This window comes from Deltaproteobacteria bacterium, assembly GCA_019308905.1.
Lineage (GTDB): Bacteria > Desulfobacterota > BSN033 > WVXP01 > WVXP01 > JAFDHF01.
Window position 1 is genome coordinate 22,329 of sequence record JAFDHF010000044.1, and the last position, 13,007, is coordinate 35,335.

A 13,007-nucleotide genomic window follows, 5' to 3' on the forward strand; every position below is an offset into this window, starting at 1 on the left:
GATTTTTTGAGGTAACCATTGTCCGGATCAAAGATAACCGATATCAGGGCCCGTGAAATAATCGACAGCAAAGGTATTCCCATGGTCGAGGTTGACGTATTGACCAGCGACGGGTCCTTGGGAAGGGGCTCATCACCGTGCGGTGTCTCCGTGGGAAGCCACGAAGCCGTGGTTCTACGGGACGGGGATGAACGCTACCAAGGCCTCGGAGTGCAAAAGGCCATCAGAAATGTAAGGGATATCATTTTGCCGGCCTTGCGCGGCGTGGATGTCAGCAGGCAGCGCGCCATAGACAGCATCATGATTGAACTGGATGGAACGCCAGACAAATCGAGGTTGGGAGCAAACGCCGTTTACAGTGTCTCAATCGCCGTGGCACGGGCGGCCGCGAGTTCCATGGGCATCCCTTTGTATCGACACCTCAGGGACGCTGAGACCTATACCATGCCCGTGCCCATCTTCAACATGGTAAACGGTGGCGTCTACGGTGACCGTCGAATCGACTTCCAGGAGTTTTTGCTCCTGCCCACAGGCGCAGACAGCTATCCGGAGGCCTTGCGCATGGGAGTCGAGATATTTGGGCGGCTCGAACCCATTATCGTCAAGCATTACGGACGTCGGCGACTGCAAATCGGTAAAGGAGCCGGATGGGCGGCACCGGTTGATGATCCAGCCCGGATCTTCGAAATTTTGCTGGAAGCGGCCTCCATGGCCGGATATCACGACAAGGTCAAAGTCGGACTTGATTGTGCCGCCAGCCATTTTTACGACCGGGCTGGAGATTGCTACCGTGTGCTGGAGGATTGTGTAAATCGTGAAGAACTCATCGAGAGGCTGGCCGGGCTGGCCGAAGCCTATCCGGTGTGCCTTATCGAGGATCCGCTGCATGAAGATGATTTTGAAGGGCATGCATGGCTTACGGATCGGCTCCCTATCCTGATCGCCGGGGACGACTTGTTTGTGACCAACCTGGAGCGCCTAAAGAAAGGCATCGCGCTGAAAGCAGCTAACGCCATCGTGATCAAGCCCAACATGGTCGGTACTATCTCCGAGGCTTTGCAGACCGCAACCTATGCTGAAACTCACAATTACCGGATCATCCCCGGAGGGCGCAGCGGCGGCTGCGTGGACGATCCAGTACCTGATCTTGCGGTGGCTGCCGGGGCGCGCCTTGTGAAATTCGGCGCACCGCGGTCGGGAGAAAGAACCAATAAATACAACCGGTTGCTTCAGATTCAGGACGAGCTGGGAAAATCAGCGGTTTTTTCCGCTTTCACAGGCCTGACCGTGCGAGGGAAAAAAGGATAATGCCCAAGACAGCCTACAGCGGCGGCCAGCTGAAGTTTCTGAGCACGGTCGATGTGGAAAAAATCCATGCCGGCGCGATTCGGATTCTGGACGATGTGGGGGTAAAGGTGACCACGCCGGCGGTTCTGGAAATCTACCGCCGAGGCGGCGCCAAGGTTGATTCCGGGGAAAATAGAGTGCGCCTCCCGCTTAAGGTGATTGAAAAGGCAATGCAGACAGCACCCACGGAAATTCTGCTGGCCGGACGCGATGAATCCAATGACCTGCAACTGGCCGGACAAGCCGTGTATGCCGGCACCGGCGGCGCCGAGCTGAAGGTCATTGATCTCAATACCCGCCAGCTGCGTGACAGCACTCTGCAGGATGTGGCCGATATCGCCCGGCTGGTGGATGCCCTGGAGCACATTGACTTTTACATCCGCCCGGTGGTGGCTCAGGATGTTCCCCAGGATCTGCTGGATGTCAACAAATACTATGCCTCCCTGGCCAACACCTCCAAGCATGTAATGGGCAATGTGTATTTTCGGGAGAAAGTGGAGCAGGTCGTGGAAATGGCCGCCCTCATCGCCGGCGGGGAACAGGCGCTGAGAAAACGCCCCATCGTTTCGTTTATCACCTCCTGGATGTTGAGCCCGCTCACACTCAATGCCGATGTGACAGACATTCTCATTGCAATAGCCAAGCAGCAAATGCCGGTGGCCCTGTCTTCGGTGGCTATCCTGGGCTTGACATCACCGGTGACCATGGCCGCCAACCTTGCCCTGACCCATGCAGAGCAGCTGTCGGGTATCGTTTTGTGTCAACTCGTCAACCCGGGCACACCGGTCATTTACGGGGGGTGTCCGGGGGTGGCCGACATGCGGGACATGTCATTCATTCCCGGAAGCATTGAACGCCAGATTCTGAATGCGGCCATTACCCAGCTGGCGCAGTATATCAAGGTTCCCAACTATAACCTGGCAGGGGTGACCGACGCCAAGATTCCCGATATTCAGGCCGGGTATGAGAAGGCTTTCGGCCTGGCCCTGACGGCTCTGGCGGGCTCCAATTACATTCACCACGCCGCCGGGCGCATCAAAGACGGGGTGGCCTACGAACAGTATGTCATCGACAACGAAATCATCGGAATGGCCAAGCGTGCCGTCAAGGGCATCCGGGTTGATGAAGATACGCTCGCCATCGACGAGATTGTGGCCGCCGGTCCAGGGGCGAACTTTCTGGCCCGTGAACATACCTTGAGTTTTTTTCAAGGCGAGTTTTTCCATCCTCAAATTTCAGACCGCAAGAGCAGGTCCGCATGGGAGGATTCCGGCTGCCTGGACGGCCGTGAACGGGCACGCCTTGAGGCTCAAAGAATATTGAAAGACCACCGGCCGCTGGGTATACCGCCGGAGGTTGAGGCCCAGATAAGGAAAAGATTTGAGATCATTCTGCGTTAGGGTGCAGGAAAGCCGGGATTATGCCATCGATGCCGTCCTCTAGTAATGACGCCAATGCCTCCATCGCCAGCCGCTTTGTCAGTGAGCTGCAGTTCTCAAAACTGCCGGGCAGCGCCGTGCGGATGGTCAAAAGATGCTTGCTCGACTTTCTGGGTGTGGCTCTGGGCAGCGGGCAGATGCCGTCGGTGGCCAGCGGGTTCGGACTCTTGCAGGCCCTGGGCAACTCGGAGGATGCCACCATTATCGGCTGCAATCGCCGTGCGCCGATCCTTGGCGCCGTCTGGGCCAACTCCATGCTGGGCAGTGCCATGGATTTCGAAGACGGGTACTATCCGTCCGTGGGTCATCCCGCCTCGGTTGTTTTCCCGGTGACCCTGGCGGTCGCCGAGCGGGAAGCCAAAACCCCACGGGAATTTCTGACGGCCAGTATCATCGGCTATGAGGTCTGCGCGCGCTGCGGCATGCTGATGACCCGCAGCTACCGGGAGAAGCCGCGCGGATCCGGCGGATCCAGTGTTTACGGTGCAGCTGCGGCCGCCGCCCGGCTGCTGGGACTCAATCAAGAACAGATTCAGATGGCGTTGGGTATTGCCGGAGCCTATATGACTGCCGTTCCCGTGTTGAAGAGCCATGGGGCAGAAGCCATGGTTAAAGGCGGTATCCCCTGGGGGGCGGTTGTGGGGACGGCAGCAGCTTATCTGGCAAGGCAGGGGTTTACGGGGCCGCCGGCCACCATGCAGGATCCCTTCGAATCGGAATATGAGCCCGCGGCCCGCGCGGTCTTGGAAACCCTCGGGCGGGAGTATGAGATTCTCAACGTCTACTTTAAACGCTATCCATCTTGCCGCTGGACCCATGCCGCCCTGGATGCCACCTCCATGATTTTGGCTGAAAACAAAATCGATATTGAGCGCATCGCATCGATCAAGGTCGACACTTTCAAAGAAGCGACTGCTTTGGATACGCGCCGCCCCGTCAGCCTGGAAGGAGTGCAGTTCAGCATTCCTTTTACAATTGCCCTCTTGCTGTCTGAAGGCGAATTCGGCGTCAGACAGATGTCACTGGAGTATCTGGGGAATCCGATCGTTCAGGCTCTGGCGGATAGGGTCCAGCTCGATGTGGACCCCATCCTGGACCGACTTTTTCCCGAGCATCGACCGGCTCGTGTCACCATCACCACAGACCAAGGACTTCGCCTGACCCGTGAAGTTATCGAAGTGCATGGCGAACCGGGAAGTGATTTTGCCGGACAAGGCGTTAAGAACAAATTCCTGGGGCTGGCATCGGAGCGCCTGGGAAGGGCGGAGGCCGAAAAAGTTTATCAGACCGCCTATACTCTGGATTCTTTTTCCACTCTTGACCCTTTGATGGCACTTTTGAAAGGATGAGCGGGGAAATGCCCGAAGTCAAGCACCGGGATCAACCAATCTTGATCGGGGCATCTGGTATCGGCAGTTCAAGGCCGGGAACAACAAAACCATAACAAAGAGGAAGGAGGAAGCAACCATGCAAAAGAAGAAAGTTTTGTTCTCAAAGAAATTGGTTATGGCCCTGGTGATAATGATAATGCTGTCATTTTCTTTCATTCAGGCCCCGGTTGCCGACGGCCAGGTAATGCGCCTGGCCTGTAAGTACGGCGATTCCAGAAGCCTGGATGCTCACCGCGCCACCGGATCGCAGGACCGGCTGGTGGTGGGGCTGGTGTTCAACGGCCTGCTGCGCTATCAACCTGGAAATCTCTCGGCGGATGCCATTGAGCCGGATCTGGCCATTGCCGTGCCGTCACCCAAGATACTGGCCGATGGCCGCCAGCAATGGGTTTTCAAACTGAGACCGGGGGTGATGACCCATCCCTACGACGGCAACCCCGGGTATGAACTGACCTCCGAAGATGTGGTCTACTCGCTTCGGCGAGCCGCTGATCCCAAACGTTCGTCTTTTGCCGTGGATTACAGCGGGATGACGTTTGAGGCCGTAGACAAGTATACCGTGCAGGTTACGGTGGATCAGCCGATTTCTGCCTTTCTATTCCTGCCGAAGTTTGCCAATCGCGGGGGCGGTCTGATTGTCGCCAAAAAGGCCGTGGAGGAAAAAGGCAATGACTGGTTCAAAACCCATCCGGTGGGAACCGGACCTTTTGTTTTTGAGAGATATATTCCAAGGGAAAAGGTGGTTCTGACCAGAAATGCCAGGTACTTCAGGGGCGCTCCAAAGCTGGCCGGTGTCGAGTGGTATTATATGCCCAACGTCAGCAGCCGTGAAATGGCCCTTCAAAAGGGCGAGTTGGATGTGATCGAGGGCCCCAAAGAGCAGGCCTGGGGCGAGAAACTCGCCAAAATGCCGGGAGTCGTAGTGGATTTCATCAACAGCGCTGAAACCATCACCGCGCACTTCAACATGACCGTGAAACCGCTGGACCAACTTAAGGTCAGGCAGGCCATCTGCTATGCCATCAACCGCAAGGAATTCGTGGCGGTTTATGGCCCCGATGTTTCTTCCGAGATATACTCCGTCGTTCCGGTGGGGCGCATGATCGCCGGCTTGACAAAACAAGAGGTCGCAAAAGAAAATCTGGTTTACGACTATAACCTTGCTAAAGCCAAGAAGCTGCTGGCTGAGGCCGGCTACCCCAAGGGATTCAAGCTGGACGTGTTCACCTCGGAAAGTACCACGTACAAAAGAGCTTATGAATTGCTCCAGGCCCAATTGAGAAGAATCGGTATCGACGTGAAACTGTCCGTGGTGGATCACTCCACCTTTCATGCCCGGATCCGGCAGAACCTCAACCCCATTGTATTCTATGCCTGTATGCGACCCAACCCCGATGTCATTCTGACCCAGTTTTACTCATCAGCCGCCATCGTGGTGACGGGTAAGAAAGCGAAAACGAATTTTTCTCACATCGGCGGGGTGGATGCCGACGGGGACGGGAAAATAGACAGTGTTGACGATTTGATTGTCAAGGCGCGTCTGGCGTCCGATCCCAACCAACAGGTGGCACTCTGGAAGGAGGCTCAGCTGGAGCTCCTGCGCAAAGCAGTCTCCTATCCGGTGATTACCGTCGGTTATCTCTTTGCCAGAAGTCCGAAAGTGGAGTGGGGCTATAAGATGGTCATCATTACGGACGGACCAAACCCCACCGAGGTTACAACAATCAACAAGTAGACAGTAAGACAGTAACAAATTTCAATTGCTCCTTCTACAACCTGCGCGGGCCTTCACCGCTTCTAGTGGTGACGCCCGCGCAGGAACAAGGAACCGGGCACCTGCAAACCTGAAAGTGATCTTGGCGAACCGGCGATGTTAGCCATCCAGGACTCCGGCGGCGTTGTCGGCTTTGCTTTTTCAAGCACGTTTTTGGCAGCATAAAAGGAGGTTGAGACCGCGGGTGAATTCCGGTAGGATAATGCCGCTTGGAATCTATTGGGTGTGAGGGAAATACGGTGGTCAAATACTCCATCAGAAGGATCCTGATTTCTATTCCAATCCTGTTCACGGTAGTGACGTTGATCTTTTTTCTGGTACGCAGCATGCCGGGTGGGCCGGCGGTAGCCGTTCTGGGCGACTATGCTTCCAAGGAGTCGGTTGCCGCGCTGGAAAAAGAAATGGGGTTGGACATTCCTCTCTGGGAGCAATACATCAATTTTTTGAAAGATCTGGCCCGCGGCGACCTGGGAAGATCGCTGATTAATGGCATGCCTGTGGCACCCGAGGTGGCGCGGGTGTTGCCCTACACCCTGCAGTTGACAGTCAGCGCAGCCCTGTTCGGGGTGTTTTTCGGCATACCCCTGGGGGTGTTCACCGCTTTGAGAAGAAACCGGCTGTTTGATTATATCGGACGCACTTTCTCACTGGCCGGTGTATCCCTGCCGTCTTTTTTTCTCGGGATTCTTCTCATGCTGGTTTTTTCCATCAAGCTGGACCTTTTCCCCGTGATGGGCGGCGGCGATATCCATGATGTCGAAGATATGCTCCACCACCTATTTCTACCCGCATTGACTCTGGGATTGATGATGACGGCGTACATCACGCGCACCACGCGATCATCGGTGTTGAATGTTCTCAGGCAGGACTATGTCCGCACGGCCAGGGCCAAGGGACTCAGAGAGCGGCTGGTGATCTATGGTCATACCCTGAGGAATGCACTGCTGCCGGTGGTATCATTCATCGGCGTTTATACCATTGTGCTCATCGGCGGATCCGTGCTGGTGGAGGTCGTCTTTGCAAGACCCGGCCTGGGGAAAATGATGGTGGGGGCCATCCAGCAGAGGGATTACATGACACTGCAGTCGGTCATGGTCGTGTACGCCGGCTTGGTAGTTGTAATCAATTTATTGACCGATCTTTCCTATGGCTTGATTGATCCCCGAATCAGGTATGATTGATGGGCTATCAGCGAAAACTCTGGCGGACGTTCAAAAGCAACAAGACCGCCATTGTCGGTGCTGCAATGGCATCAGTTGTGGTCTTGACAGCCGTCTTTGCTTTTGTCATCGCCCCCTATGACCCGATTGACCAGGACGTGTTTAACCGCTTGAAACCGCCGGATCGATCGCATTTGCTGGGCACCGACGAATACGGCCGCGATGTGTTGTCCCGCGTGATCTGGGGTACGCGGATTTCGTTAATCGTCGGTCTTTTTTCCGTCCTGCTGGGGATGATCATGGGCACCGCTATGGGAATCGTTGCCGGTTATACGGGGGGCAAGACGGATGTCATCATCATGCGCATGGTGGATGTGCTGATGTCATTTCCGACCCTGATTACCGGCATTATGGTGGCGGCCATCCTGGGCTCAGGATTGATCAAACTGATTGTTACCATCGGCATTATCTTTGCGCCGCGATTCGCGCGCATGGCGTACGGGCCGACGCTGGGGGTCAAAGAAATGGAGTATATCAGTTCGGCCAGGGTCATCGGCTCCGGTAATTTCAGAATTATCACACATTACATATTGCTAAACATTTTCAGTGAAATATTAGTGGCCGGCACCCTGTGGATGGGTACGGCGATCATGATCGAGGCCAGCCTTAGCTTTCTGGGCTTGGGCATATCCCCTCCGACCCCCACCTGGGGCAATATGATCAAAAGCGGGATCGACAGCCTGAGCAACGCCCCCTGGCTGTCCCTGTTTCCAGGCCTGGCCATCCTGATTACCGTCTTGTCCTTTAACATGATCGGTGATGGATTGAGGGATATTGCCGATCCGCAGCTGCGCACGTAAAAGGGGCAATCCGATCGTATTTTCTCGTTGAGCAAGTCGGCCGCGGTGGCAGAGCGAAAAGCTCATGGATCGACAACACACAGTGGAGTATGACGTTCAAGGCGAAATCGGAAATGATCTTCTGCTGAAGGTCGAGAACCTGCAGACCTCGTTTTTCATGCCCGAAGGCACAATCAAGGCCGTGGACGATGTCTGCTTTCACGTGGACCGGGCTGAAACGCTCGGTCTGGTCGGGGAGTCCGGCTGCGGCAAAAGCGCCATCGCTCTATCGATTATGGGGCTCATCGCTTGGCCCCCCGGGCGCATTGTGGGCGGACGGATTTTCCTGGAGGGCGAAGACCTGGTACAACTGCCGCCGTCGAAGCTCAGGGAGATCCGGGGTAACAAGATCTCCATGATTTTCCAGGAGCCCATGTCCAGCCTGAATCCCGTCTATACCCTCGGCCGCCAGATAGCCGAAGTTTACATGGAACACCAAGGCGCCTCCAAAAAGCAGGCCCTTGAACAGGCCAGGGAGATGCTGGACAAACTGGGGATACCGGCTCCTGCCAAGCGGATTCATGAATACCCTCACAACCTGTCCGGCGGCATGCGACAAAGGGTCATGATTGCTATGGCGCTGGCATGCAACCCGAAACTGATCCTCGCCGATGAACCCACCACTGCCCTGGACGTCACCATTCAGGCCCAGATCCTTGAATTGATGGCCGAGCTTCAGGATTCCATGTCGACTTCCATCATCCTGATCACCCACAACCTTGGAGTGGTGGCGGAATATACCCAACGAATCATTATCATGTATGCCGGTAAAATCGTGGAGGAAGCACCGGTAGTGACGATCTTTGAGCAGCCGCTGCATCCCTATACGGTGGGCCTGTTAGGTTCAATTCCCCGACTGGGCGCCAAATCTGCCGGTGGTAAGCAGCGACTGGCGGAAATACCCGGCGTGGTTCCCAGTCTGTACAATCTGCCACAGGGGTGTAATTTTCACCCGCGTTGTTCCAAAACGAGAGAGATTTGCCGGCAAGCGCCGCCCCCCCTGGTGGAAGTTGAAAGCAAACACAGGGTTGCCTGCTGGGCCGTCACCGAAGGTTGGGAATAGAAATGGAACCCGGTTTAAGCCACACGTCCGGTCACCTATTGGACATCGAGAATATTAAAAAGTACTTCCCGATCAGGAAGGGGATTATCAGAAAGACTGTCGGCTGGGTTCAGGCCATCGATGGCGTCTCGCTCTATATCAGTAAAGGTGAAGCCCTGGGCCTGGTGGGGGAGTCGGGCTGTGGCAAATCCACTCTGGGCAAATGTATTCTCAAGCTGTTGGAGCCTACTGCGGGTCGGATATTTTTTGACGGCCAGGACATCGGCACCATGGATTGTGCACAAACCAAAGCGTATAGAAAAAAAGTCCAAGCCATCTTTCAAGATCCTTATTCATCCCTGAACCCACGTATGTCGGTGGCAGAGCTTGTCGGGGAGCCCTTGCTGGTTCACAAGCTCTATTCACCGGCCGAACGGTTGGGCAAAGTCGAGAATTTGCTGAACAAGGTCGGGTTGAGTGCGGATCATATGCCCCGCTTTCCGCACGAGTTTTCCGGCGGCCAGCGACAGCGGATCGGTATTGCAAGGGCGCTCGCCCTGGAACCGGACCTAATCGTTTGCGACGAACCGGTCTCAGCACTGGATGTCAGCGTTCAGGCCCAGGTCATCAATCTGCTGGATGATCTAAAAGCGGAGTTCGATTTGAGTTATCTCTTTATTGCTCACGACTTGAGCGTCGTCGAACACGTTTGCGACCGCATTGCCGTGATGTATCTCGGCAAGGTGGTGGAAATAGCCAAGGACACACAACTTTACACAAACCCGCTGCATCCGTACACCCAGGCGCTGCTCAGCGCGATTCCTCAGCCTGTCCCCCGGCGTCAAAAAAAGCGCATGATTCTGACGGGTGAGGTGCCCAGCCCTATTAATCCGCCGACCGGTTGCCGTTTTCATCCCCGCTGCCCGGTCAGAATAGAGGTCTGTCTTCACGACCCTCCCCTTCTTAGGGCGGTCAACAGTGAACATTTTGTAGCCTGCCACTTGGTAAACAAGGGGTCAAGTCTCGTTTTGAGTCTTACTGCCTAATCAAACAACCGCCCTCATCCCCTCCTAGAACCAACCCGCAGCCACCAAGGAGACAGGACCATACAAAGCAAAGTGTTCGATCTTCAAAGAGAAACCCTCCAAAAGACTCAAGCCGAGACTTGACCCCGTTCCCCTCGAGGGCCCTTGAGAAACGTAAAGGACCGAAAAGGACCATGAACGCAGCGTTGAAGCCCCTCACCCCGACGATCGGGGCGGCATGGAGATTGCATGTGCAGCAGATAGCCCGCTACGGTGGTATAATAATATTCAAGTTTGGGTAAAATCCGTTGTCCAAGGAGGAGGAAAATGAAAAGGATCTTTACGTCTTATCTGGTCATCTTCGCCCTCGTCGCGTTGGCGCTCTTTCTACCCCTTCTGACGAGCCAGACCCAGGCTGCGGGTCCTCTGGGTGTGGAGTCTGCGACCATCTGCCGGGGCGTGGTGGCTCGCACGCCAGTAGACCCTGGGACGAGCTTCCCAGTCTCCGTGGGAAAGCTTTACTGCTTTACCAAAATTGTCAACGTTCCCGGCCCCACGGCGGTCACCCATGTATGGTACTACGGCCAGACCGAGCGTGCCAGAGTCACCCTCTCAGTGAACTCTCCGAGCTGGCGGACGTACAGTTCCAAGATTATCCAGGCCCACGAGATCGGCCCTTGGCATGTAGACGTCCTGGGACCCAGCGGCGAGGTCCTCACCTCCCTGTACTTCGAGGTGACCCGTTAAAACCAAGCCCAGGGTGGAGGTGCCCAATCGCCGTTGTCCGGCCAACCGGAAACACCTGCCTTGTGCGCACCATCTCCACCCGGGTACCCTTCCCTGCTGCTTGCGAAAAAGGGAACCTCCTATCCGAAAGTGACGGCGATCCAGTCCCCGACAAAATGAGTGATCGCTATTACGGCCAAGCCGATGAAAAGGTGTTCCCCCACGACCCTCCACGCTCTGGTCCCCTGGGCTCTTGCCATGCGGTAACTGTGGACCCCGAGTATGCCCAGTCCCCAGCCGACGCTGACCAGGATGGCCGTAGAGAGCTCGAAGACAAGGACCGGTACCACGAAGGTCAGGGCAAACATAAACTTCGACAGGAAGGTCGCCACCGTCGATACCCATATCTCTCCTCTGGTATGGACGTTTTCGGCTTCCTCTGATATGTGGATTCCAAGGGCATCGGAGAAGGCATCGGCAACGGCGATCGTCAAAATCCCCCCGAGAACGGCGAGCCTTGAATGGGTCCCCGAATGGAGTCCCACCATAAGCCCCAGGGTTGTGATCACACCTGAGGTAAGGCCGAAACTTATGCCTGTTCTGAGTGACTCTCTCATCGGGTTCACCGGGATCGGTCTTTCCAAATCCCCACAAATTCTGGAAAGGACCCCTCAAAGGATACACACCCCGCGGGGTGAACTCAAGACACAGGGTGGTTGACATGGGTTCAAGGAAATGCCGAAAATGAAGGCGGCACGTGCTGCGGGGAGGATTCCATGAAAAGAACCGTCAGATTCGCAATAAGCTCCTGTCTGCTCGGGCAAAAGGTCCGGTGGGACGGAGGCCATAGGCTCGACCGTTTCATCCTCCAGACTCTGGGAAGACACGTCACATTCGTCCCTGTCTGCCCCGAGGTGGAATACGGTCTCTCTGTTCCCCGCGAACCCCTCCATCTGATAGGCGAGCCGGACCGTCCCAGACTCCTGACGGTCAGCACCGCCGTTGACCATACAGGTCCAATGACTAGTTGGGCAAGGAAACGGGTGGAGCAGTTGGCCGGACAGGACCTCTGGGGCTATATCTTCAAGAGCAACTCGCCGAGTTGCGGTCCCGCAGGGGTTCGGGTGGCCAAAGAGAGGGGAGTTACCGTGAAAAAGGGGGCCGGCATCTTTGCCAGGGTCTTTATGGAACAATGCCCCCTGGTACCAGTCGAAGACGACAGGCGTCTTCACGATCCAGGGAGGAGGGAGAGTTTCATCGAGTCGGTTTTCGTACTCGGCCGATGGAGAGAAGTCCTGGACGGCAACAGGAGCATGCACGGGCTTGAGACTTTCCACACGCGCCAGAGACTCGTGATCCTCTCGCATAGTCCCAGCCACTGCCGCATGATGGAGGATCTCCTGGCCCGGGGGAAGGATCTTCCACCAAAAGACCTGTTTGAGAGCTACCAGAGCCTCCTCCTGGAGGCCCTCCGTCTGAAGGCGACCCCGGCCAAGAACAGCCGTGTTCTCAGGATCCTCATGAAGCGCTTCGGCAAGACACTATCTGAGGCGGAAAGCCAGGAACTCGCCGAGGCAGTGCAACAATACCGCCGGGCCGAGATCCCCCTGATCGTACCGCTCACGCTCATCAATCACCATGCCCGCAGGCTGGGTGAGCGTCACTTGAGGGAGCAGGCATATCTCCACCCCCACCCACTGGAACTCCAACTCCGCTACCACGTCTAGGGCCAGAAGCATTTTTTGGGGAGGATGGGGTCAAGTCTTTTTTTGACCATTACTGCCTAGTTATTCTGTAAATACAATCACTTAGCCTCATTTTCTGGTTGACAATCTGCGAAAACACACGTCCCGGGCTACGATGAAAAGGGAGTTCGGCAGTAAGGAGCACGGCCACACTTAAGAATCGAGTTTTCTTCCCATTTCACACCCTGGAGCTTCTCGAGCTCTCGTCGTAAGGTTCCATAAGGAGACCTGGATCGAACAGCGAGAAGGCTTTTCCCCCGCCTGTCTCCCCTCTTGGTCATTTCCTCAGTGCTTTTTTCTTGACACAAAAGGAGCCCCTCTGCTATAAAGGCCGTGTCCTGTGGATGGCAGGTCTTTTGGTATTTTTCGGGGAGGCCCGTGCTGAGAAGAGCTCTCTATTTTGTGGCTTTGGTTCTGATGCTGTTGGGTATCGGCGCCCGGGTGCATGGGTACGGCCGG

General features: G+C 55.7%; 11 protein-coding genes. 10 read left to right on the top strand and 1 reads right to left on the bottom strand.

Translation table 11 applies throughout. The annotated features are described in order from the left end of the window. Positions 1-18 precede the first annotated feature (18 nt). The 9 genes from eno to JRJ26_14060 all read left to right on the top strand — a co-directional run bounded on the left by eno (position 19) and on the right by JRJ26_14060 (position 10,824). Entirely contained in the window at positions 19-1,308 is a 1,290-nt protein-coding gene (eno, locus tag JRJ26_14020) for a phosphopyruvate hydratase (protein MBW2058606.1), read from the top strand. Then, positions 1,308-2,747 carry a trimethylamine methyltransferase family protein gene (locus tag JRJ26_14025; GenBank protein ID MBW2058607.1) on the top strand — a complete coding sequence of 480 codons (1,440 nt, stop codon included), beginning with the start codon at positions 1,308-1,310 and terminating at the stop codon, positions 2,745-2,747. The genes eno and JRJ26_14025 overlap by 1 nt, the downstream gene beginning before the upstream one ends. A gap of 20 nt (positions 2,748-2,767) precedes the next feature. After that, complete coding sequence (locus JRJ26_14030; GenBank protein MBW2058608.1) at positions 2,768-4,135, top strand: MmgE/PrpD family protein; 1,368 nt, start codon at positions 2,768-2,770, stop codon at positions 4,133-4,135. Positions 4,136-4,253: 118 nt separating this feature from the next. After that, positions 4,254-5,912 carry a polyamine ABC transporter substrate-binding protein gene (locus JRJ26_14035; GenBank protein MBW2058609.1) on the top strand — a complete coding sequence of 553 codons (1,659 nt, stop codon included), beginning with the start codon at positions 4,254-4,256 and terminating at the stop codon, positions 5,910-5,912. A gap of 278 nt (positions 5,913-6,190) precedes the next feature. Next, positions 6,191-7,132, top strand: a complete 942-nt coding sequence (locus JRJ26_14040) for an ABC transporter permease (GenBank protein MBW2058610.1) — start codon at positions 6,191-6,193, stop codon at positions 7,130-7,132. Continuing rightward, positions 7,132-7,971, top strand: a complete 840-nt coding sequence (locus JRJ26_14045) for an ABC transporter permease (GenBank protein ID MBW2058611.1) — start codon at positions 7,132-7,134, stop codon at positions 7,969-7,971. Before JRJ26_14040 ends, JRJ26_14045 begins: the two co-directional genes overlap by 1 nt. 64 nt (positions 7,972-8,035) lie before the next feature. Next, positions 8,036-9,073 carry an ABC transporter ATP-binding protein gene (locus tag JRJ26_14050; protein ID MBW2058612.1) on the top strand — a complete coding sequence of 346 codons (1,038 nt, stop codon included), beginning with the start codon at positions 8,036-8,038 and terminating at the stop codon, positions 9,071-9,073. Between the two features lie 2 nt (positions 9,074-9,075). Next, the gene (locus tag JRJ26_14055) at positions 9,076-10,098 is read left to right on the top strand and encodes a dipeptide ABC transporter ATP-binding protein (protein MBW2058613.1); all 1,023 of its coding nucleotides are present in this window, start codon (positions 9,076-9,078) and stop codon (positions 10,096-10,098) included. A 306-nt stretch (positions 10,099-10,404) separates the two neighbouring features. Then, positions 10,405-10,824, top strand: a complete 420-nt coding sequence (locus JRJ26_14060; protein MBW2058614.1) for a DUF2914 domain-containing protein — start codon at positions 10,405-10,407, stop codon at positions 10,822-10,824. A gap of 119 nt (positions 10,825-10,943) precedes the next feature. Here the strand turns inward: JRJ26_14060 and JRJ26_14065 are convergent, their stop codons facing one another. Further along, positions 10,944-11,420, bottom strand: coding sequence for a hypothetical protein (locus tag JRJ26_14065; GenBank protein MBW2058615.1), 477 nt, complete (start codon positions 11,418-11,420; stop codon positions 10,944-10,946). A 159-nt stretch (positions 11,421-11,579) separates the two neighbouring features. On the opposite strand from JRJ26_14065, the gene JRJ26_14070 reads away from it, so the two are divergent. Then, on the top strand, positions 11,580-12,530 hold the full coding sequence (locus JRJ26_14070; protein ID MBW2058616.1) for a DUF1722 domain-containing protein: 951 nt from the start codon (positions 11,580-11,582) through the stop codon (positions 12,528-12,530). Positions 12,531-13,007 lie beyond the last annotated feature (477 nt).